This is a genomic window from Clostridium sp. 1001271st1 H5 (genome assembly GCF_005845215.1).
Taxonomy (GTDB): domain Bacteria; phylum Bacillota; class Clostridia; order Lachnospirales; family Lachnospiraceae; genus Enterocloster.
Genome location: NZ_SPHO01000008.1, coordinates 264,475 through 290,706, shown reverse-complemented (window position 1 = coordinate 290,706; position 26,232 = coordinate 264,475). Strand labels below are relative to the sequence as shown.

Sequence of the window (26,232 nt, the reverse complement as noted above, 5' to 3'; positions counted from 1 at the left end):
GCTTCCAGTCTACACCATGGGTTCTTTCTTTACAAGTTAGCCTCTGAACAGTAACGTCTTGCCAGCCGCGGTCTGCCGATGAAATATCTATGACTTGATAAAAACAGAAGAATGTTATATAATGAGAATATAAAAGAGCAACCGCCCACAAGGTGGAAGCCTTGGAATATGGATTACGTCCTACATGAGGACGCGCCTACCCCGTTTTGGCCGACAGGGTAGGCATTTTTTATTTCTTATTATGCCTGTCTATGTAGGTCAGTAATGCGACAAGGAACGTGCCGCCCAAAAAGAGCAGACTCAAAATTTCATATGTTCCCATAACACACCACCTCCCCTCTCTTGTAAGATGGGAGGCTGCCACCCTGTACACGGTGCTCATGAGTGCATTATAACAAGGAATTTCCAGATATTCAACCAGCAATTACCAGGCTGGCTCTACAATGGCTCTACGCATTATAATGTCACAGCAATGTCACGGAGGCATAAAAAAGCCCGGGAACCCGCATAAATACGTGGTTCCCGGAACTTAGGACGTTATTCAAACTCCCTAAGGTATTAACTTATTTGTTAATTATATGGTGTTTTTTCAAAGCTTTTCGTGCCTGTTTTATTCAAATTATACCGCTTATATAGGGTTTCGAGTGAAACAGGTATCATACGGGTATCACGGGGGTATCATGTCTTGACCGCCTTATTTACATGGTGCTAGCACCGTGATTTTAAGGCAAGTTCTATAATTTTTATTAAAAAACTAATTTGATTTTTTTATTAAAGTATCTATATCGTTTATGAAGAACGAAAGCATATCACCCTTTTTCATTCGTTTTTTCAACCCAACGTCCCTACGCATTTCATAGAGTATATCTTCAAGTATCAACAGACTATCCGTTCCGCCTCCTTGAATAGAATTTTTTCTATATTTTAGCCACTTTCTTACCACTCCATTTGATCCCCATAATGTTAGCCCTTTAGAAAATTCGGAAACCATTTTTATCATCTCATCTTCTGTCATCCTCTCTTTTTGAGATTTTTTAGTATCTTCCATAATTGTATATATCATACTTATAAACTGTTCATAAGGTTTTTCTCGTTTATCATACAAATATTTTTTGACATTATATCTATAATCTATTATCTTCGCTACAATAGAACTAATAACAACTCCAACTATTGAAACAGCACCCGTAATCATCGCTACTACTATGACTTTATCTGTAGTATCCACAAAATTTTTCAAAAATGCAGATATAATATTAATTCCATTGCCAATAAATATAACTATAAGTTTTATTACCCACAACGCTCCTAGTAAGAGCGCAACTAATAAAATTAATCCAAATAAGAAATTGATTTTCGGATGTCTTGTTGCAAAAGCTACTTTTTTCTTCTCCATTCTTTCCCTTCTCTCTTGCAATATTTTCTTTAAATATTCCCAGTTTGATTAATAAACTCATGGTGCTAGCACCATGTCATTCCTGTTATCAAGGAAGAAATAAGGATAATCATTTTCTCAATCCTTAAAAAATTCGTTGTATTCCACATCAAACAATACTTGTAGTGCTTTCAAGTCACTGGCCTTGATATTCCTTCTCCCAGCTTCTATATTTGCTAATGTGCTTCGTGACATCATGCTGCCCATTAGTTGTAATTGCTCCACTACTTCTATTTGCGTCATATTCTTTGACATTCTCACGGTCTGAATGTTTCTTCCTAGTGGAATGTCCTGCAATATCCACTGCATACTATACCTCCAACCTTGTGACTAATTAGTAACTTGGTTTGAGTATAGTCAATAAATTTTGCAATCATGCCACTAGATGGAAACAATCATATGCCACTTAAAAATCCGATATTCAATCTTTGAAAAATTCCTCATAATCCACATCAAATAATATCTTCAACGCCTTTAAATCACTTGCTTTAATATTCCTCCGGCCTGCTTCTATATTCGCCAGCGTACTTCTTGACATAAGCCCTCCCATTAATTCCAGCTTTTCAATTACCTCTTTTTGCGTCATATCCTTTTCCATTCGTACCGTCTGAATATTTCTCCCCAGCGGAATATCCCGTAAAATCCACTGCATTACTATACCCTCCAAAAATTTTGTGACTAATTAGAAACTTTTATATTGAGTATAGTCAAAAACTGTGCTAAACTTGTCACTAGATAGAAACAATCGTACAAGGAGGTTCCGAAATGGAAAAAATGTTAGAGCAACTTTATAAGGGGGAGTTATATCCCTATTCAAAATTTCAGACAACAATAGAGGACTTCAAAGTAAATCGGGATAAAGCCTTTAAATCCTATTCCATATTTATTGAAAAACTGCCAGATGAATTAAAAGACGAATTTGACGAGTTGATAGATTCCCACCTTGACCTGTTACCGCTTGAATTAGAACAAAATTTTATTGACGGCTTTCGTATTGGTGTCCGAATGATGACAGAGGTCTACGCCGCTCCATTGGATGAAGAAGATCACTCTTGAATCGTTATAGGGGCAGCCACCAACACTCCGGGGCTGCCCTTATTACTACGACTTAATTCTTGTTCCAGTTTGTATACTGTTCCCTTTAAATCGTTCTGTTGGTGGTATAATTCGTCTCTACGTCTGCAAATTTCTTGATTACGTATTATCGCTTCCTTCACGCCGTTTCTGGCTGGAAGTTCCGTTTCCTTATAGTTTCTCATCAGTTCCCGGATTTCGGCATTATTTTCTTTTATCCGGCTGCTTAACAGAAACCACTGCACCAGATTTTCAGCTTCTTTGTCCTGTTCAATAATTCCAAATTCCACTAATTTAACTGCCATTCGGAACATGACTTGCTTTTCCATTTCTGTCATAGTCACCTATCTCCCTTTTCTTTTTTAACTGAAATTTTTCTGCTAAACTCATTTCTTTTTGCTTCCTCTGCCAATCGCCGTAACTGTTGCCGAATACTTTCTTCCTCCGGTGGTTTCTGGCCGCCACGGGTGCGGTACTGCTCCATCGCTTTTTGATAGGCTAATACCTCTCCCTCTGCCTTTTTATATACCCGCATGAAACCCTGTACGGACTTATAGCCACTGTTGTTTACGATAGTATTCAGATATGTTTTCATAGAAGATAATCGTTCCTGTGCATTAGCAATTCTGCTCTCTAAAGATTTCCGTTCCTTTCCTCTAAACCAACCTTTGACTTCTTCCAGTTCTTCTTTTAGCTGTGGAATTTCATATTGTTCCAGATTACGGATTACAGCAATTTGTTTTTCTAGCTTTTCCTTTGTGTCCTGCATTTTACGAAATTCAATCATATCAACTTTTAAAACTGGCCTCGGCGGCAATCTCCATTTTTCTATAACTGTTTTTAAATGCTTTGTTGCCTGTTCTACGAAAATATGGAACAGCCACGGCTTTCTGCCATTATCAGCGATAGATTTAGAAACCTGTGTAGTAATTTCCTGCTTCTTGATCTTTTGTATTTCTTTTTCATCCACTCCCGCTATAAGCGCTTCATCCACGATATAATTCCATTCCTGCCTTGTCTGATTATCCTTCTCAATTTCTGCCGCTTTGGGATTATGTTTGCCAATCTTTTTGGTGGGAAGACAAACGCTATTCCGGTCAAATACCTGTAAACGCTCTTTCGGATTATCTATGTATTGGTTAATCAATTCCGTAAAGTTTTTCTTTTCCTCTGTCAGAAATTCTTCGCTTTTAAAATATTGATTTTTATTCGTAAACATCCTGCTCTCATAAACAGAACCCTTCGGGATAATTTTACATCCTTCCCTTACTTTCCCTTCTGTGTCTAAAATCTCTTTTTTGGTTCTTACGTGCTTACCCTGTTCATCATAAAACATATTTCTGGAAGCAATTTTAATATCCGGTTCCAGCAATAGCTGCCGCTCACTGAAAATCAAGTGAATGTGATAATTGGTCTTTCGCTTATTGTGATGCAAGGCAGATACACATTCAATATGGTATCTGTTTTTAAATGCTTCCGTAAATGTTTCAAGTACCCGCTGTGGATCATATTTAGTGTAATTTTCGGGTAGGGCAATAATCAATTCTCTTGCCTCAATACATTTTCCCTCTGTTCCGCTTTTTATAAACTCCTGCTGATTTTCTTTTGCAAGATTCTTCCAAAATTCCATGTCTGCTGTCTGATAGGTAGCATACAAATTTTCCTGTCTGGCATGGCTGGATATGTAATCTATCCTTCCCCGTACATCATGCAGCTTGGATATTTGAATAAATGAATTTCTTGCGATAGATGACGCTCCTTTCCGTGAGTGGACACCATAAGGTGTCCGTTTACGAACTCTGCCCGTTACCGGGCAACAGCCCCCTGCAAGGGCGAAATATACCTAGAGCATAAACCGGAGGTTTGTGCGACGGGTGTATTTCGCTCTCAAACGCCGAGGGCTTTTAAAAAGCTATCGTTTTGCCTTCTCGAATGCCGATATAATATGTCGTACCGTGCTATCCTCCCACCCGGCAAGCCATATTAACGTATTCTCTTCCTGTGTGGTTAGCTCCGCTTCCCCTAATACTTGATTGAGCAAATCTATTCTTCTTTTCTCTGCTGCATAAAATGTATCATTTACATTTCTGCTTCCTTTTTCCGGCTGTCTAATCATCTCGTTAATCTCCTTCCGAAAGTAAGAACGCAACATTGTATTTCTTTATAAATTGCACTGTTATGTTTGCAGACCTAACCTTGCAATTACGAAAGACTTACATTGTTGCGTTCTTGAATTTTATGATTTATCTAAATCCCAGTACCAGCCACTTCCCTGTCGTTTTGATTTGATATTCAGTTCCTTTTTAGCCATGTCCAGTGTTCTTTTAGAAACGCCGATTGCTTCCGCTTTCTGCTCCATATCCGTACTGGAAATCAACACATTTTTTCCATATAAACCTTTGATAAGCTGCTTCGCCTGTTGTATCTTATTTGTTTTACAGTAGCCGCCCAATAATTCATCTATTGTAATATCATAGGCTCCCATATAACGAAATTCATCTTTACGTCTCTCAAATGCTATGGGCTGTCCTTCTTCGGCCAGATTGTTTTTTATCTGCGCCATAACCCGTATATTTTCCTGCTCTGCTACTCGCGCCACCAATAACACACTTCTTGCCACCGCAAAAAAATCTATGGAGCCGATTCCCCGGTAAGCGGCTTTGACACCGCTGGCTTTATTCATGTGACCGATAAGAAGTACGGCGCACCCTGTATGCTCTGCGAGCTGACTTAATTTCTTTGTCATATCTCTTGCTTCATTTGCCCGGTTCATATCTACACCGCCGCCTAAATACGCTTGAATAGGGTCTAAGATAAGCAGTCTCGCCCCAGTAGCATTGATAGCTTTTTCCAGTCGGTCATCATCCATAGTTAAAGATTTCTCCCGGTCATCAATAACAAGAATCCGGCTGCAATCTGCCTTTGCTTCTTCAAGCCGGGGCTTAACCGTATCCGATAAGCCGTCCTCTGCGGTCTGATAAATGACAGATAAAGGAACGCCTGTTGTATTCTCCTGTCCGAACCTTTCTCCTTTAGAAATACGTGCCGCCAGATTCAAAGCGAATGTAGTTTTACCTTCACCCGGATCACCCTGTACGATTGTTATTTTTCCAAAAGGAATGTACGGATACCAGAGCCATTCTACCTGCTGGCTCTGAATCATATCCATACTAATAAGTTTTATTTCCTGTTGCTCCTGTAACTGTTCCATTTCCTGCTCCTTCCTGTGCGATTTTCGTTGAAATTCGCCGGAGCCTTTGGTACACTATATTTGCGAGATATGGTACAAAGGCTTCGGCTTTTGTTATCACGAAAATGCTCCGGTTCAATCCTCCGGGGTATTTTCTTTTCCCTGCCAGAGATATTTCGCCCCGTCTAACATCCATAAAACTGCTTTTAATAAATCGAGATAACTTTCTTTCGTTTCCTCTAATTCCTGCACTGTAAGTTCTGCCTTATTCTCTGTAAAATCTTCTGCCAATTCAGTCAAATGCTTTTCCATGTCCTGTAACTTTTCAACTATCTGGTACACCGTTTCTTTTTTACCTACCACACAAACTCTGTTGTAAATGCAGGAGCGGATAAAATAATCTTTCTTTTTCATACCGCTGGTAAATATCTTAGCTTCTATTTCCTGCCTCTCTCTGGGCGAAATACGGAAGCTGATAGTAGGATATTTATGTGTTCCGCTCATTTCTCTGTTCCCTCCTTAAATTCTTCGTTAAGTTTCATAGCCATTTGACTTTGCTCTGTCGGAAACATATGTGCATACCGGTAAGTTATATCTACGCTTTCATGGCCTACCCGGTTCCCGATTGATACCGCCGAAAAGCCCATACTGATAAGTAACGATACATGAGAATGACGTAAATCATGCACTCTTATCCGTTTTATGCCTGCCAGGCTGGCTCCCCGGCTCATTTCATGGTGCAGGAAACTTTTTGTCATATGAAAGATTCTGTCTGTGGGAAGGACACCGTATAATCTGCTGATATAATCCTGTAATTCCTCACATAAGAAATCCGGCATACTGATCATACGTTTACTTTTTGGTGTTTTGGGGTCTGTTATAATGTCCTCGCCCTGTAAACGCTGATAAGATTTTGTAATTCTGATAACCTTGTTTTCAAAATCAATATCTTGCGGAGTTAAGGCCAACAGTTCTCCTAATCTCAAACCGCACCAGTACAATATCTGGAACGCATAATAAGAATAAGGTTTATCTTTGACAGCTTCAGCAAATTTTAAGTATTCTTCTTTTGTCCAGAATAACATTTCTTCTGCCCGGCCTTTACCTAGAGGGCCGGCCTTTGTCACCGGATTACTTTTCAGTTCATAAAACCGTACCGCATGGTTGAATAGGGCGCTTAACTCTGATTGCAGCGTTTTTAAATATGTAGGTGCATAGGGTTTCCCTTTTTCATCTCGATAGGAAATCTGTTTATTCTGCCACTGGATAATATCTTTTGGCTTAATATCCCGCATTTTCTTATCTTTAAAATAGGGAAGCAATTTGGTACGAATAATGTGTTCCTTTGTGAGCCATGTGTTGTGTTTTAACTTAGGCTGCATATCTCTGGTGTAAGCGGCCACAAATTCAGAAAATGTCATATCCAAATCGGAACCTTCTTTCATCAGAAAATGTTGCTCCCACTCCACCGCCTCACGCCTTGTTTTAAAGCCCCTCTTGACCTTCCTGCAATTCTTTCCCGTCCAGTCATTATAATGGAACGACACGAACCACGTTCCCCGCTTCTCGTCTTTATAGGCTGCCATGCTGCCACTTCCTTTCTTAATCCGCTTTTGTTATTCCATAAAACTTTTCTTCGTAATACTTCCGGCTTACCCTTCCTGCGATAGTAAGAAAACCTTTTGCTTCTAATTCTTCATTCATCTGTCGTACCAGTTTGTAGGCAAATGGTTTTGAAATGCCTAATTCTTTTGCAATTTCCCCGGCTGTTACAAATAAAGTGTTATTCAATCATGAATCTCCTTCCTTTTTGATTTATGGCTTCCGTTTGTATCGCCTGTTGCCAGTGTTTCAACTGACCTCAACCGCTTATGCGGCTATGGGATTGCTCCTTTTCGAGATTCCCACCATTTACAGGAGTGTCTTTCTTTGCTCACCCTTACGGGGTCTTGGCGAAAGTCTGTTGGCAAACAATACAGCTCATTTAGTTTCATTAACATTGTTGTTAATGTTATATCTATATTATACATTCGCTTATATGTTAATGTCAAGTATTTATTTCGCAAAAATGTTAATATTTCTATTTACTATTTTTAGATTATCCATTATAATAAGGGAAAAGGCGGTGAATAGAAGATGACAGTAGGCGAAAAAATCAAGTTTATCCGTAACTTCCGGGGCATGACACAAAAAGAGTTAGGTGTTGGAATAGGCTTTGATGAAAAAGGAGCCGATAACCGGATAGCCCAATATGAAACGAATTATCGAGTGCCTAAAAAAGATACATTATTGCAGATAGCAAAGGTTTTAGACGTGAATCCGTTGAATTTCATTAGTGAGGTTTCCGGTTCTGCGGAAGATATTATGCAGACCTTCTTTTGGCTGGATGAAGATAATCCGGGCGCAATCAACCTTTTTCAGCTTGTAAGAAATCCGGGGAAGTGTAACGCTTCGGATGATACCGCTGTACACTATAATGATAGTGATGACTGGCCAGCTCACCCGCCTGTGGGATTGTGGTTTAAATATGGCGTTGTGGATGATTTTATGCGAGAATGGCTGGTTAGGAAAAATGAGTTGAAAGCTGGGGAGATTACCAGAGAGGAATATTTGGAGTGGAAATTGAACTGGCCGGAAACTTGTGATGAATGTGGAAAATTTGAAACAAAGAAAAATAGACATATGCGATAAGGAGACCTTTATTATGAATTTACAAGAAGCAATTAATTATGCTTTAGATGGAACTGCTATCTTATTTACTGGTTCTGGTTTTTCATACGGTGCTGCTAATATTGATAATAATGGCTTTATTACTGGATTAGCTTTAAGGGATTTTTTAGCAAACGATTGTGGTATAACTTCTACTCAAAGTTCACTTTCCTCTGTTTCAGATTATCATATTGAACATAACCATGGTTCCGAAAAATTGATTAATACACTTTGCAAATTATTTACAGTTAAAAGTATCTCACCCTCTCACAAAACGATAATGTCTGTGAAATGGAAAAGAATATATACAACAAACTACGATGAAATTGCTGAATACGCTGCGGCCCAAAATAATTTTTTTGTAAAGCCAGTAACACTATCTTCTGATTGTAGCAATCCTGCAAGCCAATATGCATGCGTGCATATTAATGGATATATTAAAAAGTTAAATGATAATACTTTAAAAAAAGAATTCAAATTAACTGATACTAGTTATGATTCTGAGATTTTGCGTGGCAAACCATGGTTTGACTTTATGGAAAAAGACTTTTTATCTTCAAAAGCTATTATCATTATCGGTTTTTCTATGGGAAGTGACATTGATATTTCAAGGATACTATCGAATCCTTCTATTTCTTCAAAAATAGTTTTTGTTAATAAGCCCGATATGGATCCAGTTGACAGAAATGTTTTAAAAAAATATGCACCTGTATATGAAATAGGTGTCGATGGTTTTTCTGATGAAATAATTTTACAAAAACAGCATTTTGTTCCATCTCCAATGACTACGATAGCGTATGAATCATTTAAATATGAATATATGCAGGCTGAAGAACCAGATACAACAAGTTTAAAAGATTTAACTCATTTCTACTGTTTGGGTGAAAAACGAGATTCACTATTTTCTCAAGATTTAAGTGGTACTTATAAGTATATTGTCTCTCGCAAAGCATTAGATATACTTATGAGAAATTTGTTCTCAAAAAAAGTTTATCTTGCAACATCTACATTAGGAAATGGAAAAACAATTTTCTGCGAAATGGTTAGGAATACATTACGTCAAACTGACATCAATGTGTATACATATCAAAAAAATCTTGTTGATATAGAGTTTGAGATTTCAGAAATATGTAAGTCTACAAAACGTAGTTTAGTTATTATAGATGATTATTATAAACATTTAGATATACTCAATAGTTTTTATATTAATGGTTGTAATAATATATATTTCCTATTAACATCTAGACAATCTAAATTAGCAACAAATTACCGAAAACTTATTAACACCTTGCACATATCCGAATCTGATATTCAGCCATTATATTTATATTCATTAGTAAATGATGAACCAGAAACCTTAGCCAATGTTTTAATTAACAATAGTTTACTTCCACAAAAACTTGCAGGTAAATCCACTTCCTACATTATGGACTATTTTAAAACTGAGTGTCAGAACTCAATTGCTAATATAGTTTTAGATTTATATAATTCAAGTGCTATCAGAAATGAATTAACTACCTTAATCGAAATAGCTACCAAGAGCGATAATAATGATATTCATGACCTCTGTATTTTAGCACTAGCTAATTCTGTTATGAATTTAGAACTGTCTTTTTCGGATATGTTATCATTATTAAGTATTGATTATTTGAGATTATCTTATACAAATAATCCCATAATAACAGAGTTATTTAATATTAACGGGGATTCCCTAGAAATATCTTCTTCTATAATTTCTAAATCCCTACTTTATTCAATAATACCGACTTCTGATATAATGAATGTTTTAAGTAAAATAGTAGATATCGCTAATACACTATATCCTCATGATGTAAAATATACCGAACTATTAAAGGCTATTTTATCTCATACAAACTTTGAACCACTAATTAAAAATGACTCTAATAATCTAAAATATATTATTAATTTTTATAATAATATTAGAAATAAAGAGTTTTGTATTAATAACCCTTTTTATTGGGAACAATTTGCCTCTGTATGCATAACAGCAAAAGATTTTATTACTGCTCACCAGTGTATTAGTAGCTCTTACGCTGCTGCAAAAAGAATTCCTGGTTTTACTCCCTTTCAAATTTCGACACTGGAAGGTGAGTTGTTACTAGATGAATCAATATACTCTCTCAATATTAAAATTGAAAGCGGGACAAACGATAGCTGTATAGATACTATAGTAACTGCGCATAATTTATTTACAAAACACTACACTCATCCTGAAAATAACCATTATCATATATTTAGCTGCGCAATCAAATACATTACTATATTTGATAAGATAAAATCCTCAATGACCAAAAGACAATTTTCAATATATATCGAGAAAGCGAATGATTTATTACAAAAAATAGTGGAATACCAGCAAACACCAGAAAGCGATTTATACCCAAGTACTCATAAATGGGAGTTAAAGATTGAACAAAACTTAGAAGAAGCTAAAAAACTGTTGAAATCTATATCATAATTTATACATTCAGGTATCAAACAGGTATCACGCCCCAAACAAAGAGCCGGAAAGTCTGCTGTTTAAGCGGCTTCCCGGCTCCCTGTCTACTATTCAAACTCAATCGTAGCCGGCGGTTTCCCCGTGCAATCATACAACACCCTATTCACGCCCTTCACCTCATTCACAATCCTGCTGGTCACCTTCCCCAGCACTTCCCAGGGAATCTGAGCCGACTCAGCGGTCATGAAATCAGATGTAAGCACAGCCCGCAGGGCAATGGCATAATCATAGGTTCTCTCATCGCCCATGCAGCCAACAGACCGCATATTGGTCAGGGCCGCAAAATACTGTCCCAGATTCTTATCCACTCCGGCCTTTGCAATCTCTTCCCTGTAAATCGCATCCGCATCCTGTACAATACGGACTTTATCAGCCGTCACCTCACCGATGATTCTGACCCCCAGTCCGGGTCCCGGGAATGGCTGTCTGAATACCAGATATTCGGGAATTCCCAGTTCCAGTCCTGCCTTTCTCACCTCGTCCTTGAAAAGCAGCCTTAAAGGCTCTACCAATTCCTTGAAATCCACATGTTCCGGCAGTCCGCCAACATTGTGGTGGGACTTAATAACAGCGGATTTGCCCAGGCCGGATTCAATCACATCCGGGTAAATGGTTCCCTGTACCAGGTAATCCACTGCCCCAATCTTCTTTGCCTCTTCCTCAAATACGCGGATGAATTCCTCACCTATAATCTTGCGCTTTGCCTCCGGTTCCTCCACACCCTTCAGCCTGGCGTAGAACCGTTCCTGGGCATTGACACGGATAAAGTTCAGGTCATATGCGCCTTCCGGACCAAATACAGCTTCTACCTCGTCTCCCTCATTCTTGCGCAGCAGACCGTGGTCCACAAACACGCAGGTAAGCTGCCTGCCAATGGCCTTGGACAGCATAACAGCTGCCACAGAGGAATCCACACCGCCTGAAAGCGCACACAGCACCTTGCCGTTTCCAATCTTTTCCCTCAGAGCCTTGATAGTGGTATCTACAAAGGAATCCATCTTCCAGTCGCCGGAGCATCCGCATACATTATATACAAAGTTGGAAAGCATCCTGGTGCCTTCCTTTGTGTGAACCACCTCAGGATGGAACTGTACCGCATAAAAGTTCTTCTCAGCGCACTCCATGCCGGCTACGGGACAGGAATCTGTATGCGCAGTGATGCGGAAGCCTTCCGGCACCTCTGCAATGTACACACCATGGCTCATCCAGCATACGGTCTTGGGAGAAACGCCCTCAAACAGCTTGGAAGAAGTATCCACATCCACTTCCGTATGTCCGTATTCGCTTACTACAGCCTTCTTTACAACACCATCCAGCAGGTAGCTCATAAGCTGTGCACCGTAGCAGATTCCCAGGACCGGGATTCCCAGTTCAAATATCTCTTTTGAGCAGCGCGGCGCTCCATCTTCAAACACAACATCCGGTCCGCCTGTAAAAATGATTCCCTTGGGATTCATCTCCTTGATTTTCTCCAGGCTCATATCATAAGGATGCACTTCACAGTATACGCTGCATTCGCGGACACGGCGTGCAATCAGCTGGTTGTACTGGCCGCCAAAGTCCAGTACGATAATCATCTCTCTGTCCATGAGATTCGTTCCTCCATTATTTTACGGATTTCCCACCAAAACAATTATAGTAAAACTGTATCCCAGAACGGGTTTGAAAATACCCTGTATCGGATGGCTGCAACAGATTGTCTGCTGCCAGCTGTCCGTAAACCGCCTGCTTGCGCCGCTGCCGGCACCGGAGGTTTAACCAGATACAAACCATTTCCAAACCCGCCCTTATTATATACCTTGACCCAATTTAACGAAAAATATTTATGTCTCTATAAATTGAAAGAGATTGTACAGAATAGTACAATCTCTTTTTTATCTTTCGTATGTATCTATTATAAAACAGGGACCGACAAATATCAAGCTATTTCGATACTTTTTTAAATTTTTTTAGCTGTCTCCTGCCCTTATCCCCTATCCTGCCGCCTCATCCCAGTCCTCCGGTTTCTTCCGGCTGTATCTGCCGCACATGCCATCCGTCCCCATCTGGCTCAATTAAACAGCATCTTTCCGCAGAATCCTTGCAATCCGTTCCTCATCCAGCCCCCGGATGACCTCCACGGCCATTCTGACAGCAGCGTCCACATCCTCTTCCGCGCAGAAGTTATAATGGCTGTGCACATACCTGGAGGGAATGCCCAGCACCAGCACCGGCACTGCCTTTCCTGTAAGGCTGATTTTTCCGGCGTCCGTGCTGCCGCCCCTGCGGACAGCATCCTGGTATTTAATTCCCAGCCTGTCTCCTGTCTCCTGGGCAAAACGGATAAATTCCACATTGGATATATAGCTGTTGTCCATATGGCGGATTTGCACCCCGCTTCTTAAGCAGCCCTGGGCAATACCGGCCCGGAAATAAAAATCATCTGCCGGTGACCCCTCAAACACAATGGCCAAATCCGGCTGTACCTGCTGGGCAGTCACCGTCGCCCCCCTGGTGCCCACTTCCTCCTGGGCTGCAAATGCGCCCACCACTTCCACTGCCAGCTGGTCCGCCTCATCCTTAAGGGCCTGCATGGTGTCAATGATGCTCACACAGCCCAGACGGTTGTCAAAGGCCTTGCCGTACAGAATTCCATTTTCCTCATGATACTCAAAGCTTACATCCGGCATAATGGGGTCGCCCGAACGGATTCCATAGACCTCCGTCACTTCCTCCCGGCTGCTGGCACCCACATCCACCAGGATATCTTCGATTGCCAGGGAGTTGTCGCTCTTCTGGGCTGCTGTCAGGAAATGAACTGGTTTGGATGTGGTGATACCCCGGTGCTTTTTCCCTTCTCTCGTCCTTACAATGACAGAGTGGGCGGGCAGGCTGGTGAGATGGAACCCTCCCAGCATAAGGATGCTCAAAAGCCCATTTTCCAGAATGGACTGCACCATGAATCCGCACTCATCCAGATGGGCGTCCAGCATGAGTACCGGGCGCCCGGCCTTTTTCTTCTTCATGGTGGCGTAAACATTGTACATGGCGTCATTTGCCACATCCAAATCCGCGCACCATTTCTTTACTTCCCGGATGACCTCGTCCTCAAATCCGCTTGGACCAAAGGCATTGGTCAATGCTTCAATTTCTTTTATATTTGCCATGATTTCCTCCAGGTATGAGACGCAAAGTGCCGCATCACATGGTACCGCTCCTGCCATACCATGCCTGCGGCACTGCATCTGCCTTACTTATATCTGCTTTATCCGGACCCGGCTTTCCTTACTCATACTTCTTTACTTATACTCCCGTATTCATATCTGCCGTATCCGAATCTTCCATACTCATCTATCTTTTGCCGCATGTTGCCTGCCCGCATCTCCCTGCCGTCAGCAGCGAATAAAACACTCCCCTAAACCGTTACCTTCTTAAGCTCTTCAATCAAATCCAGGATATAGTCGGCTGTGGTTTGTACCATTTCCTGTCCCCACTCCACGGTAGCGGTGTTTGGATGGTCCGGTCCAATCCATCCGTTGTCCGTTACCTTTGGCGTGTTCCTGAGAATTTCAATCTCAACGCCCTTGAAGCGCACGGTACGGAAGCCGGTTGCCACCAGGTTGTCTGTGAGATTGGTCATCTCCAGAGGAAGGTCAATCTGGCTCATGTCCACCAGTGAGGGGTCAACTGCCATGATGCCTGCAGTCTCCTCACCGCCGCCATGTCCGCCCTTCCACTCAGGCTTCATATCCCAGGCCATCAGCCACCAGTTCAGCATCACGACCATGGCGCCCTTCTTGTCAAATTCCAGGCCAATGCGCTCAATGGTCTTGATATTCCCCCCATGTCCGTTCAGCACCAGAATCTTGCGTGCGCCGTGCTTGTACAGCCCGTCTACAATCTGGTATACATACTGGTACAGTACGTCGGAATCAATGTTGATGGTACCCGGATAATCAGCCAGTGACTGGCATGCTCCGTAGGGAATCATGGGCGCAATGAGGATGTTGTCATTTTTCTCCTCAATCAGTTCCAGGATTTTGTCAGGTATCAGGGTGTCGGTTCCCAGCGGCATATGGCGTCCATGACACTCCGTGCTTCCGATTGGAAGGATAACCATGTCATTTTCCTTAAAATACCGTTCCGCTGTTGGCCATGTAATCTTTGATAATCTCATGATGCATATCTCCTTTGACTTCTCTTATTTTGCAACCTTTACATGCTCCAGCTTGTGGTAGCCAATTGGGTCCATGACGAAACCTTCCACCTTGGCATTGGCGCCTGCGGTGATGGTGCTGTAGTAGATAGGTGCGTTATTGTTCACTTCTTTTAACTTCACAGCCAGGTCCTCATATGCTTTCAGTCTCACGGACTCGTCAGCACTTGTCCTTCCTGTCTCAATGAGCTTGTCAACCTCCGGGTCTGCGATAAAGCTGCGGTTTCCGGCTGCTCCCTGCTGTGAGGAGTGCTCCAATGAATAGTAGGTGTAGTCTGCGTCTGTGGTGGAGGTCACCCAGCCGAAGTATCCCATGTCATGCTCGCCTGCGGAAGTTCTGGAAATGAAGCTGCCGAATTCCATTACCTCTATGTTGCAGGTGATGCCCACGTCCTGAAGCATGGCCTGTACAGCCTGGCATACTTCCACACGGGTCTGGTTGTCATTCACCCAGATACTGGTCTCGAATCCATTTGGATATCCGGCCTCAGCCAGAAGGGATTTTGCCTTCTCAGGGTCATACTCATAAGCGCCGGGGCTGAAGTATCCGAACACAGCCGGAGCAATGATGGCGTCAGCCGGCTCTCCGGAGCCGCTGGCAATGGTGTCGATAATCAGCTGGCGGTCAATGGCATAGTTGACGGCATCCCTTACCTTCTGGTCATCATACGGCGCCTTGTTCATGTTCATGGAAATGTAATAGCAGGTCAGGGACGGAGCCTCGAACAGCTGCAGGTCGGAATTGCTCCTTACCTTCTCCAAATCGTTTGGAAGCAGGTCGTAAGCCAGGTCCACCTCTCCTGTCTCCAGGGCAATGGTTCTCTGGGATGCCTCCGGAATAACCTTCATAACCAGTTTCTGCGTTTCCGCCGGTCCTGCATAGTAATCGTCAAAGCGCTCCAGGGTAACGGAATCGCCCTGTTTCCACTCTACGAACTTATATGGGCCAGTGCCGATGGGATGAAGCTTGAAGCCTTCCTCGTCTGCTTCCACCACTGCCTTTGGCACGATGGCTGCAAATGGTACGGAAAGGTTTCTGAGGGCCGGCGCATAGGGAGCCTTCAGCTCCACATTAACCGTATACTCATCCACCACGTCCACCTTGTCGATAAAGTCAACAATGTAGGAAACAGCAGCGGAACTGATGGCCCTGTCCAGGGAGAACTTTACGTCCTCGGCCTTTAACTCGGAACCGTCGTGGAATTTCACGCCCTTGCGGATGTGGAAGGTATAGGAAGTGTCGGAATTCTGGTCCCAGCTCTCTGCAATCTGCGGCTGGAGCTCTCCGGTGGCAGCGTCTACCACGGTCAGGGTATCGAATATCTGGTCTGTAACCTCCACGGCCGGCGTCTCCTTGCCCTGATGGGGGTCTAAGGATGTAACGTCAGCTCCCTGTGCCCATACCAGTGTGTCTTTGTATTCCCCGGAACCGCTGCTGCTGTCTCCTCCCTGTGCTCCCTGGGAACCAGCCTCTGTCTGCGCGCTGCCTCCCTCTGTTGAGGTCTGTCCCGACTTGGAACAACCGGCTGCACTTACTGCCATTGCTGCCACTAAGGATAATGCAATGACTTTTTTCCATGTTTTTCTCATACTAGTGCTCCTCTCTTCATTAAAATACTCTCTATAAATGCCGGATTTCAGGCGCCCTCTCCGGATGCCCGCCCGGAATTTATTTCTGTTCCTGCACCATACGGCAGCTCACAAAGTGCCCTGGCTCCATTTCCTTTAAGGTCATCTCACTGCTGGTACATGCCTCTGTGGCATACGGACAGCGTTTTGCAAACCTGCATCCCGGCTCCGGGTTGATTGGCGATGTGAGCTCGCCCTTTAACGGAATGCGCTCCATCTTAAAGTCAGGGTCCGGAACCGGTATGGCTGACAGCAGCGCCTTTGTGTAGGGATGCATGGGATTCTTAAACAGCGCCTTGGCCGGTGCTGACTCCACCATCTGTCCCAGGTACATAACCACAATATCATTGGAAAAATGCCTTACCACCGACAGGTCATGGGTGATGAACATATAGGTAAGGTTCAGCTCCTCCTGCAAATCCTGCATCAGGTTGAGAATCTGGGCCTGGATGGATACGTCCAGGGCGGACACAGGCTCATCGCACACAATAAACTTGGGATTGACTGCCAATGCCCTGGCGATTCCGATTCTCTGACGCCTTCCCCCGTCCAGCTCATGGGGATATGTATTGACCAGACGCTTGGCCAGCCCCACCAGGTTCATGATTTTCTCCACCTGCCCGGTGATGGCCGCCCTTTCATTGGCCTTGTAAATGCCCTGCACCAGCAGCGGCTCTATAATTGCCTCGCTGACCGTCATCCTGGGATTCAGGGAAGCAAAGGGGTCCTGGAATATAATCTGCATATCCTTTCTTAAATCCTTGAGCTGCTTCTTGTTGCAGCCCAGGATATCCCTGCCTTCAAAATAAACCTTGCCGCCTGTGGGCTCATGAAGTCTCAGGATGGCTCTTCCCATGGTGGATTTCCCGCATCCGGACTCCCCTACCACGCCCAGGGTTTCCCCTGTACGGATGGAAAAGTTAACATCATCCACCGCGTGGAGGGTGCCCTTTGGCGTTGTAAAATATTTTTTCAGATGTTCCACACGTAAAATCTCTGTTTTCTGTTCCTGCATATGTCTATCTCCTTTTCTTAGCGGTAGCGGATGCAGCGGACCTGGTGGGTTCCGCCTACAGTCACCATCTCAGGATGGGTCTTGGAACATTCAGGAACCGCATACTTACATCTCTCGCAGAAAACACAGCCCTCAGGCAGCCTGGTGGGGTCGGGCATCATGCCGTCAATGGCCTGGAGCCGCTTCACATCGCTTGTCAGGCTGGGAATGGAACCAAAGAGTCCTTCCGTGTACGGATGCTTCGTGTCCTTGTATATCTCACGCAGGGTTCCGTATTCCACCACTTCCCCCGCATAGATGATTGCCACATAGTCACAGTTCTGGGCAACCACTCCCAGGTCGTGGGTAATGAGAATCATGGATGTGTTATTCTCGGATTTGAGCTTGTATATCATCTCCAGCACCTGGGCCTGTATGGTAACATCCAGGGCCGTGGTCGGCTCGTCCGCTATAAGCAGCTTTGGATTGCAGGCCAGGGCAATTGCAATGACCACCCTCTGCTTCATGCCGCCGGAAAACTGGTGGGGATACTCCCCAAAACGCTCTGCCGGGATTCCTACCCTCTCCAGCATGTTTTCAGCCCATTTCCTGGCCTCCTGCTTGGAAAGGTTTGTGTTATGGTTCTCAATTACCTCCATAATCTGCTCACCCACTGTGAGCACCGGATTTAAGGAGGTCATGGGATCCTGGAATATCATGGAGATATCCCTGCCGCGAATGGCCTCCATGCCGTTGGTGGAAAGCTTCAGCAGGTCCTGTCCCTCAAATATCACCTCTCCGCCCAGAATCCTGCCCGGAGGATGGGGAATCAGTCTCATGATTCCTTTTGCCAGCGTGGTCTTTCCCGCACCGGTCTCCCCCACCAGTCCCAGGGTTTCTCCCACACCGATATGTATATTGACGCCGTTTAACGCCTTTACCACTCCGTCATCCGTCTCATAGTGGATAACCAGGTCTTTTACTTCCAATAATGGTTTATCTGCCATGTCATACTCATCCTTTCTTATAGCGTGTTTGAACATTCATTCCCGCCATTAGCTCTTAAGGCGCGGGTCAAGGGCATCCCTCAGTCCGTCTCCCACCAGGTTAAGGGCCAGGATGGTGAGCATGATTCCCATGCCGGGGATGATGGTGACGTGCCATGCGTCGCGGATATAGCTTCGGGCGTTGGACAGCATTGCGCCCCACTCAGGAGTGGGCGGCTGGATGCCAAGTCCCAGGAAGGAAAGTCCTGCGATGGAAAGGATGGCTCCTGCGATTCCCAGGGTCACCTGCACGATAATGGGCGCCATGGAATTGGGAATCACATATTTGATGATGATACGCCAGTCGCTGCAGCCAATGGAGCGGGCTGCCTCAATGAACTCCTGGTCCTTTACCGTAAGCACCGATGCCCGGACCGTCCTGGCAAAGGTGGGAACATAGGATATGGCAATGGCAATCAGCACATTGGTGATGCTGGTTCCCAGGGCTGCCACAATGGCGATGGCCAGAAGCATGGAGGGAATGGCCAGAAGGATATCCATGATTCTCATGATGATATTGTCGGCCGTCCTGCCGTAATATCCTGCAAAGGCTCCCAGAAGGCCGCCGAATATACATGAAATGATGATGGCCACCGTGCCCATGAACAGGGAGTAGCGGACTGCCCACAGCATGCGCAGCAGCATATCCCTGCCGAACTCATCCAATCCAAAGGGATGCGCCAGGCTGGGAGTCTGAAGACGTCCCCTCAGGTTCTGCTTTACCACGTAATTCAGGTAGATGGATTTGCCTGTGACAGCGTCAATGATGATAGTTGCCACTGCTATGATTACCAGCGCCAGGATAAAATACATGCCAATCATGGCCAGCCGGTTCTTTTTAAATCTGCGCCAGGCCTCGCCCCACAGGGAGCGCTGGTCGCCTTCCGCTTCCGCGGCAATCAGATGTTTCTTTCCCATGAACTGCACCTACTTTCTCTTGTATTGTGATTTAATTCTCGGGTCCACAAAGGCGTATATGATGTCTACCGCCAGGTTAACCACGGTAAACATGATTGCCAGAAAGATAACAGACCCCAATACCATGGGAATATCTTTTGACTTGATGGAATCCACCATGAGACGTCCCAGGCCGGGCCAGGAAAATACGGTCTCTGTCAGCATGGCCCCTCCCAAAAGGGTTCCAAACTGAAGGCCCACAGCTGTGATGATTGGAATCATGGCATTCTTAAGCATGTGGCGGGTGGTGATTTTCTTATCGGAAACACCCTTTGCCCTGGCCGTGTCTATGTAATCCTGCCGGATGACCTCCAGCATGGACGAGCGGGTCATACGCGTAATCATGGCAGCCGCCCCCGTACCCAGTGTCACTGCCGGAAGGACCAGACTCTTGATGAGAGGTATGAATCCCTCTCCCATACCCTGTGAAGGCAGCCAGCCCAGGGTCAGCGCAAACAGAATGACCATCAGCAGGCCGAACCAGAAGTTCGGCATGGCAACGCCAATCAGGGAGAGCAGCATGGCTGTATTATCCATCATGGAATACTGTTTCTTGGCGGAAATAATTCCCGTGGGAATTCCAATCAGGATGGCAACCAGGATACCGGCAACTGCCAGCACTGCTGTGTTAGGAAACCGCTCCATGACCTGCGACCATACACTCAGGTTATTCTTATAGGATGTGCCCAGGTCGCCGTGCAGCATGTTAATCATGTAGTGGCCATAACGGACCAGCAGAGGGTCGTTAAGTCCCAGCTCCTCCCTCTTCATGGCCAGGGCCTCGGCTGATGCCTGGTCGCCCAGGATGATTGCCGCCGGGTCGCCTGGCGACAGGTTCAGAATGAAAAACACAATGAACGTCACGCCGATGATAACCGGAATCAGCATAAGCAGTCTTTTTAACACATACTTGTACATTTTTCTCTCTCCAATCCTCTTGTATTTGCTGCGTCAGAGCTGGAATGAATGTTCCCATATGCTCAATTGCAGCGAAGCAGCATACATATTTCACAACCCCGGAAAGGGGTGAGAAACCATAATAACAAAAAAGAAGCCTTAGGATTCAAAACTCCCTCGCTTCATTCAAATTATAAAACAATATATCATTATTGTCAACAATCATTGTGTAAAATTTACACTTTATATATTTTGTCAACATTTCTATTGTGCTTTTTTCATATCTGTGCTATACTTGTCTGTATACTAAATCTAAGTGTCTCCCTGACGCGCACACGCAGCAGGGCCGGACACATGCCCGGGAGGTAACAAACCATGAAACAAATCGGCGGATTTTTCACATATGAACCACTGCCCGAAACTGAGAACCATTACCTGGAAAACCTGTGCCCGCCAGGAGGCAGCCTGCGTTTCTTCATGTCCGGCAGGTGCGCCAACTACTACGCCCTTCAGGATATCTGCCTGACCGACACCAGGAAGGTGGCCTATGTTCCTGTCTACACCTGCGAGACAGTCCTGGCCCCTTTCCTCAAGGCGGGCTATGAACTTTTATTCTATGATGTATCAAAGGATTTAACGCCCATATTCGATGAAAAGGTTCTGGACCGCATCAGCGTAATCAATCTCTGCGGCTATTACGGATTCTGCAGCTACGACCGGAATTTCATACAGAAATGTTCTGAGCGGGGCGTCATCATAGTCGAGGATACGACCCACTCCATCTTTTCAGACAACGGCATTGACCCACGCTGCGACTACGTGGTGGGCAGCATGCGCAAGTGGATTGGGGTGCCGTCAGGCGGATTCGCCATTAAGAGGAAGGGAAGCTTTTCCCTCCCTGTTCTGACGCCTGACCAAACCCATCTTTCCATGCGCAGTATGTCCATGAGGGGCAAACAGCAGCTGCTCCAATCAGGGAATCCTGACCCTGAGGCTATGAAGAATTTCAATGATACGTTCTGGGAGGCGGAGATAATGCTGCGCCGCATATTTGATTCCTATGGAAGCGACCCGGATTCAGAGTACATTATCCGTCACTATGACTTTGAACGGATGAAACAGCAGCGCCGTATCAATTATCAGTATCTTCTGGAACACATGCCGAAGCATCCCCAGCTTACAGTGATATTCCCGGTTCTGCCGGAAGCAGCGGTTCCCAGTCACTTTACCGTATATGCAGAGGACAGGACCATGGTGCAGGAGTATCTGGCCGGCCGCGGCGTCAAGACCACCACCTACTGGCCCCAGGGTCCCATGGTTGACACGCAAGGCCATGGCGACGCGGCTTACATCTACAGCCATGTGCTGTCCTTTACCTGTGACCAGAGATATGGAACCCGGGATATGGAGTATATCTGCAGACAGATAGAAAACATGCCTGTAAAATAAAGAAAAAGCGGAAATGACCGGAACGTGATATGATTGTCTTCACATCCTGCATTTCCGCTTTCGCATTTCCGCCTATATCTTTTTATCTCTGCATCCCCGCTTATACATGATAAAACAGTTCCTGGTTCTTCATCTTCATACCAATCCGGTAAATTCTCTCACCGTTGGCTATGTAATGGGTGTTGATTGCGTTTCTGGACTGTTCCAGATTCCCCCGCTGGAGGATTTCCAGAAGCCATTTATGCTCCAGATAGTTATTTCCCCGCCGTCCTGCCTGGGCAGCAACATCTTCCAGGTCCAAATCCATCTGCTTATCAGATACATATCCATTAATCTGTTTGATGGTATAGAACATGGCTCCGTTTAAGGGGCTCAGTGTCTCCCACAGACTGGTGAGGCGTTCCATCTGGCCTGATAATAAAATCTGTTTGTGGAATATCTCATCATACTTGATGATTTTTCCCATATCGTCCTCCGCCACCGCGGCCTTCATGGCCAGCACCGCATCCTCCATGAGAAAAATGCTGTCGCTCAGCAGGCGTCCCCCGCACCGTTCCAGGGCCAGGTTCTCCAGATTCCCTCTCAGGAAAAATATCTCATAGGCATCCCTGGGCGAAAGCATGGAAACCGAGTACCCTTTATTCGTCTCATAATCCAGGAATCCTTCGTACATAAGCTGCTTCAGCGCATCCCGCACCGGTCCCCGACTCATTCCCAGCTTTACGGCTATATCATTTTCAACAAGCTTTTCTTTCTGAGCCAGCTCACCCTGAAGAATCTGCTCCCTCACATAATCAGCCGCCACCTCTGAAAGACTGCGTTTCCGTTCCTTATCCATTACAATCCCCGCTCCTAGCACTGCTCTTTAACCTGTCCATTATAACGTAGGCCCCGCGTAAATGTCAAAGGCTTTTGCAAAAAGGCGGGGATTCGCCTCATCCCCGCCTCCGTGCTTCAGTTATAACGGTTGTCAATTTAGATATTTCTTTACATACATTCCCGTGTAGGATACCGGGCACTGGGCCACTTCCTCCGGGGTGCCCTTGGCAATAACCGTACCGCCCTTGTCCCCGCCTTCCGGGCCGATATCAATGATGTAATCCGCTGTTTTGATTACATCCAGGTTGTGTTCAATGACCACCACCGTGTTGCCGCCCTCCGACAGCCTGTGCAGGATGTCAATCAGCTTATGGACATCCGCAAAATGAAGTCCTGTGGTGGGCTCGTCCAGGATGTAAATGGTCTTGCCCGTGCCTCTCTTGGACAGCTCCGTGGCCAGCTTGATTCTCTGCGCCTCACCGCCGGACAGTTCCGTGGACGGCTGGCCCAGACGGATGTACCCCAGTCCCACATCATACAGGGTCTGAATCTTTCTGGTGACAGAGGGTACGTTCTCAAAAAATTTAAGGGCTTCCTCCACGGTCATGTTCAGCACGTCATAGATGCTCTTTCCCTTGTACTTCACATCCAGCGTCTCACGGTTGTAGCGTTTGCCGCCGCAGACCTCGCAGGGTACATAGACATCCGGCAGGAAATGCATCTCAATCTTGATGATACCGTCTCCGCTGCACGCTTCGCACCGTCCGCCCTTTACATTGAAGCTGAACCTTCCCTTATTATACCCCTTTGCCTTGGCGTCCGTGGTGGAGGCGAACAAATCCCTTATAAGGTCAAATACGCCTGTATAGGTGGCAGGATTGGACCTGGGGGTGCGCCCGATGGGGGACTGGTCAATGTCGATAATCTTGTCCAGCTGCTCCACGCCCTCAATGCACTTGTGCCTGCCCGGAATGGTCCTGGCCCGGTTCAGCTTCCTGGCCAGGGATTTATAGACGATTTCATTGACAAGGGAGCTTTTGCCGGAACCGGATACACCGGTTACACAGGTCATGATTCCCAGAGGTATGTCCACATTGATGTTCTTCAGGTTGTTCTCCGCAGCGCCCTTTACCGTAATCCAGCCCGTGGGCTTCCTTCGCTGGGAAGGAACAGGAATCTGTAAGCGTCCGCTTAGGTAAGCTCCGGTAATGGAATCCGGGTTTTTCATGATTTCCTCTGCCGTGCCCATGGCAATGACCTTTCCGCCGTGCTCACCTGCCCCGGGGCCGATATCCACGATACAGTCGGCAGCCCGCATGGTGTCCTCATCGTGCTCCACCACCAATACGCTGTTGCCCAAATCCCGCAGATGGGTCAGCGTCTTAAGGAGCTTGTCATTATCCCTCTGATGGAGTCCGATACTGGGCTCGTCCAGGATATAGGCCACTCCCACCAGGCCGGAGCCTATCTGGGTAGCCAGACGGATGCGCTGGGCCTCGCCCCCCGATAAGGTGCCGGTTGCCCGCGACAGGGAAAGGTAATCCAGGCCCACGTCAATGAGGAAACATATCCTGGCCCTGATTTCCTTAAGGATGGACGCGCCAATGGTTTCCTGCATAGGAGTCAGCGTCAGCCCGTCCATGAATTCCTTGAACCGCACAATGGACATGTTGGTGGCTTCGTATATGTTCATCCCGCCCACCGTAACAGCCAGCGACTCCTTCTTAAGCCTCTGCCCCTTACAAACCGGGCAGGGCGTAATCCGCATATAAGTCTCGTACTCCGCCTTGGACGCCTCGGAAAAGGTTTCCTTATAGCGGCGGTTTACATTCTCAATCAGCCCCTCAAAGGCAACGTCATAAACTCCCTCGCCTCTCTGGCTCTTATAATGGACCTTTACCTCCCGGCCTCCGGTTCCGTATAAAAGCACGTCGTGGATTTCCCTGGGGTAATCCTGGAAAGGCGTATCCAGTCTGAAATCATAGGCTTCCGACAGCGCCTCCAGGATAGCCCTGGTAAAGCTTCCCTTATCCGTACAGGACTGCCATCCCATGACCACGATTGCCCCCTGGTCAATGGACAGCGACTTATCCGGAATCATCAGGTCCTCGTCAAATTCCATCTTATAGCCAAGGCCAAAACACTCCGGACAGGCTCCGAAGGGATTATTGAAGGAAAAGCTTCTGGGCTCCACCTCGTCAATGCTGACCGCGCAGTCCGGACAGGAAAAGCTCTGGCTGAAATTCACCGGCTCCCCGCCGCTTACATCCACCATCATCAGTCCGCCGCTCAGGGCCATGACTGTCTCTATGGAATCCGTCAGCCTTTTCTCAATTCCTTCCTTCACAATCAGGCGGTCCACCACGATTTCGATGTTGTGCTTGATATTCTTCTCCAGCTTGATTTCCTCGCTCAGCTCATAAAGGCTGCCGTCAATGCGCACCCTCACATAGCCGCTCTTCCTGGCCTGGTCCAGCACCTTCACGTGCTCGCCCTTGCGTCCCCTGACCACCGGGGCCAGCAGCTGGATTTTGGTCCGTTCAGGCATGGACATAATCTGGTCCACCATCTGGTCAATGGTCTGTTTGTGTATCTCCTTACCGCATTTCGGACAGTGGGGTATACCGATTCTGGCATATAAAAGCCTCATGTAGTCATAGATTTCCGTAACCGTTCCAACGGTGGAACGTGGGTTCCGGTTGGTGGATTTCTGGTCAATGGAAATGGCCGGAGAAAGCCCCTCTATGCTCTCCACATCCGGTTTCTCCATCTGTCCCAGGAACTGCCTGGCGTAAGAAGACAGAGACTCCATATAACGTCTCTGCCCTTCTGCATAAATAGTATCAAAAGCCAGGGATGATTTTCCCGAACCGGACAGTCCGGTAAGGACCACCAGCTCATTCCTTGGTATATCCACGGAAATATCCTTCAGATTATGCTCATTCGCCCCGCGGATTTTAATGTACTGCTTTGCCATCGAACATGCTCCTTGTCTTTTATCTTGATTGTTTCTTTATACGACTCATCCCGCTGCCCGGAGCAGTGAAATGCTTCTGGCAGTCTAATCTTCCAGTATGCGCTAATGCACAGCGCTGACAGCCTTTAGTATAGCACATACCCTGTTTATTTGCAAACATTTGTTCGGTAAAATACTGCAAAATTACTGGAACTTCTTCCAGCAGGCTCCTGGCAGGACCTGCTCCATCCAGTCCCCCCGCTCCAAACGGTCCATGGCAGGCCGCAGATGGGCAGATATGAACACACATTGTATAACCTGCACAAAAAACCATATATTAAAATAGTTGTTTTACCGAAAA

Annotated in this window: 25 protein-coding genes; 4 read left to right on the top strand and 21 right to left on the bottom strand. The window is 45.6% G+C overall.

Translation table 11 applies throughout. The features are described 5' to 3' along the window. Nucleotides 1–229 precede the first annotated feature (229 nt). From FGS84_RS31540 to FGS84_RS14625, 4 genes are all read right to left on the bottom strand, one after another. Nucleotides 230–322 carry a putative holin-like toxin gene (locus tag FGS84_RS31540; protein WP_243129982.1) on the bottom strand — a complete coding sequence of 31 codons (93 nt, stop codon included), beginning with the start codon at nucleotides 320–322 and terminating at the stop codon, nucleotides 230–232. A 432-nt stretch (nucleotides 323–754) separates the two neighbouring features. Continuing rightward, nucleotides 755–1,396 (bottom strand): hypothetical protein, encoded by a 642-nt coding sequence (locus FGS84_RS14635; protein ID WP_138309279.1) that lies wholly within the window; start codon nucleotides 1,394–1,396, stop codon nucleotides 755–757. Nucleotides 1,397–1,513: 117 nt separating this feature from the next. Next, complete coding sequence (locus FGS84_RS14630; RefSeq protein ID WP_138309278.1) at nucleotides 1,514–1,744, bottom strand: helix-turn-helix transcriptional regulator; 231 nt, start codon at nucleotides 1,742–1,744, stop codon at nucleotides 1,514–1,516. 112 nt (nucleotides 1,745–1,856) lie between these two features. Beyond that, a complete protein-coding gene (locus tag FGS84_RS14625) occupies nucleotides 1,857–2,087 on the bottom strand; it encodes a helix-turn-helix transcriptional regulator (RefSeq protein WP_002590763.1) in 231 nt (76 codons plus the stop codon). Between the two features lie 113 nt (nucleotides 2,088–2,200). On the opposite strand from FGS84_RS14625, the gene FGS84_RS14620 reads away from it, so the two are divergent. Next, nucleotides 2,201–2,491, top strand: coding sequence for a DUF6809 family protein (locus tag FGS84_RS14620; protein ID WP_138309277.1), 291 nt, complete (start codon nucleotides 2,201–2,203; stop codon nucleotides 2,489–2,491). Here the strand turns inward: FGS84_RS14620 and FGS84_RS14615 are convergent. The 7 genes from FGS84_RS14615 to FGS84_RS14585 form a co-directional block, all read right to left on the bottom strand. After that, the gene (locus FGS84_RS14615) at nucleotides 2,482–2,847 is read right to left on the bottom strand and encodes a hypothetical protein (protein WP_138309276.1); all 366 of its coding nucleotides are present in this window, start codon (nucleotides 2,845–2,847) and stop codon (nucleotides 2,482–2,484) included. The two genes, FGS84_RS14620 and FGS84_RS14615, sit on opposite strands and share 10 nt — an antisense overlap. A gap of 2 nt (nucleotides 2,848–2,849) precedes the next feature. After that, entirely contained in the window at nucleotides 2,850–4,139 is a 1,290-nt protein-coding gene (locus FGS84_RS14610) for a MobA/MobL family protein (protein WP_347563836.1), read from the bottom strand. A gap of 282 nt (nucleotides 4,140–4,421) precedes the next feature. Continuing rightward, nucleotides 4,422–4,625: a hypothetical protein gene (locus FGS84_RS14605; protein ID WP_138309274.1), complete on the bottom strand. Its 204-nt coding sequence runs from the start codon at nucleotides 4,623–4,625 to the stop codon at nucleotides 4,422–4,424. Between the two features lie 120 nt (nucleotides 4,626–4,745). Beyond that, nucleotides 4,746–5,720, bottom strand: a complete 975-nt coding sequence (locus FGS84_RS14600; RefSeq protein ID WP_138309273.1) for an AAA family ATPase — start codon at nucleotides 5,718–5,720, stop codon at nucleotides 4,746–4,748. 114 nt (nucleotides 5,721–5,834) lie between these two features. Further along, nucleotides 5,835–6,203, bottom strand: a complete 369-nt coding sequence (locus tag FGS84_RS14595; RefSeq protein WP_138309272.1) for a hypothetical protein — start codon at nucleotides 6,201–6,203, stop codon at nucleotides 5,835–5,837. After that, on the bottom strand, nucleotides 6,200–7,285 hold the full coding sequence (locus FGS84_RS14590; RefSeq protein ID WP_138309271.1) for a site-specific integrase: 1,086 nt from the start codon (nucleotides 7,283–7,285) through the stop codon (nucleotides 6,200–6,202). Before FGS84_RS14590 ends, FGS84_RS14595 begins: the two co-directional genes overlap by 4 nt. 16 nt (nucleotides 7,286–7,301) lie before the next feature. Then, nucleotides 7,302–7,490, bottom strand: coding sequence for a DNA-binding protein (locus tag FGS84_RS14585; RefSeq protein WP_138309270.1), 189 nt, complete (start codon nucleotides 7,488–7,490; stop codon nucleotides 7,302–7,304). A 345-nt stretch (nucleotides 7,491–7,835) separates the two neighbouring features. Here FGS84_RS14585 and FGS84_RS14580 point away from each other — a divergent pair, with 345 nt between their 5' ends. Beyond that, nucleotides 7,836–8,390 (top strand): helix-turn-helix transcriptional regulator, encoded by a 555-nt coding sequence (locus FGS84_RS14580; RefSeq protein ID WP_138309269.1) that lies wholly within the window; start codon nucleotides 7,836–7,838, stop codon nucleotides 8,388–8,390. Nucleotides 8,391–8,403: 13 nt separating this feature from the next. Beyond that, nucleotides 8,404–10,887, top strand: a complete 2,484-nt coding sequence (locus tag FGS84_RS14575) for an SIR2 family protein (RefSeq protein ID WP_171042635.1) — start codon at nucleotides 8,404–8,406, stop codon at nucleotides 10,885–10,887. 89 nt (nucleotides 10,888–10,976) lie between these two features. On the opposite strand, the gene guaA is transcribed toward FGS84_RS14575, so the two are convergent. From guaA to FGS84_RS14535, 8 genes are all read right to left on the bottom strand, one after another. Beyond that, on the bottom strand, nucleotides 10,977–12,518 hold the full coding sequence (gene guaA / locus FGS84_RS14570; protein ID WP_138309267.1) for a glutamine-hydrolyzing GMP synthase: 1,542 nt from the start codon (nucleotides 12,516–12,518) through the stop codon (nucleotides 10,977–10,979). Nucleotides 12,519–12,983: 465 nt separating this feature from the next. After that, entirely contained in the window at nucleotides 12,984–14,075 is a 1,092-nt protein-coding gene (locus FGS84_RS14565) for a M20/M25/M40 family metallo-hydrolase (RefSeq protein ID WP_138309266.1), read from the bottom strand. A 248-nt stretch (nucleotides 14,076–14,323) separates the two neighbouring features. Further along, nucleotides 14,324–15,085: a creatininase family protein gene (locus FGS84_RS14560; protein WP_138309265.1), complete on the bottom strand. Its 762-nt coding sequence runs from the start codon at nucleotides 15,083–15,085 to the stop codon at nucleotides 14,324–14,326. A 24-nt stretch (nucleotides 15,086–15,109) separates the two neighbouring features. Then, nucleotides 15,110–16,714, bottom strand: a complete 1,605-nt coding sequence (locus FGS84_RS14555; protein ID WP_138309264.1) for an ABC transporter substrate-binding protein — start codon at nucleotides 16,712–16,714, stop codon at nucleotides 15,110–15,112. Between the two features lie 79 nt (nucleotides 16,715–16,793). Then, nucleotides 16,794–17,768: an oligopeptide/dipeptide ABC transporter ATP-binding protein gene (locus FGS84_RS14550; protein WP_138309263.1), complete on the bottom strand. Its 975-nt coding sequence runs from the start codon at nucleotides 17,766–17,768 to the stop codon at nucleotides 16,794–16,796. Between the two features lie 17 nt (nucleotides 17,769–17,785). After that, on the bottom strand, nucleotides 17,786–18,754 hold the full coding sequence (locus tag FGS84_RS14545) for an ABC transporter ATP-binding protein (RefSeq protein ID WP_138309262.1): 969 nt from the start codon (nucleotides 18,752–18,754) through the stop codon (nucleotides 17,786–17,788). A 48-nt stretch (nucleotides 18,755–18,802) separates the two neighbouring features. Further along, entirely contained in the window at nucleotides 18,803–19,711 is a 909-nt protein-coding gene (locus tag FGS84_RS14540; protein ID WP_138309261.1) for an ABC transporter permease, read from the bottom strand. A 9-nt stretch (nucleotides 19,712–19,720) separates the two neighbouring features. Then, the gene (locus tag FGS84_RS14535) at nucleotides 19,721–20,668 is read right to left on the bottom strand and encodes an ABC transporter permease (protein WP_002568537.1); all 948 of its coding nucleotides are present in this window, start codon (nucleotides 20,666–20,668) and stop codon (nucleotides 19,721–19,723) included. 354 nt (nucleotides 20,669–21,022) lie between these two features. Between FGS84_RS14535 and FGS84_RS14530 the strand changes: the two genes are divergently transcribed. Beyond that, entirely contained in the window at nucleotides 21,023–22,096 is a 1,074-nt protein-coding gene (locus tag FGS84_RS14530; RefSeq protein WP_138309260.1) for a DegT/DnrJ/EryC1/StrS aminotransferase, read from the top strand. A 100-nt stretch (nucleotides 22,097–22,196) separates the two neighbouring features. On the opposite strand, the gene FGS84_RS14525 is transcribed toward FGS84_RS14530, so the two are convergent. Together FGS84_RS14525 and uvrA are read right to left on the bottom strand one after the other, a co-directional pair. Continuing rightward, nucleotides 22,197–22,934 carry a GntR family transcriptional regulator gene (locus FGS84_RS14525; RefSeq protein ID WP_138309259.1) on the bottom strand — a complete coding sequence of 246 codons (738 nt, stop codon included), beginning with the start codon at nucleotides 22,932–22,934 and terminating at the stop codon, nucleotides 22,197–22,199. 132 nt (nucleotides 22,935–23,066) lie between these two features. After that, nucleotides 23,067–25,892 (bottom strand): excinuclease ABC subunit UvrA, encoded by a 2,826-nt coding sequence (gene uvrA, locus FGS84_RS14520; protein ID WP_138309258.1) that lies wholly within the window; start codon nucleotides 25,890–25,892, stop codon nucleotides 23,067–23,069. Between the last annotated feature and the right edge of the window lie 340 nt (nucleotides 25,893–26,232).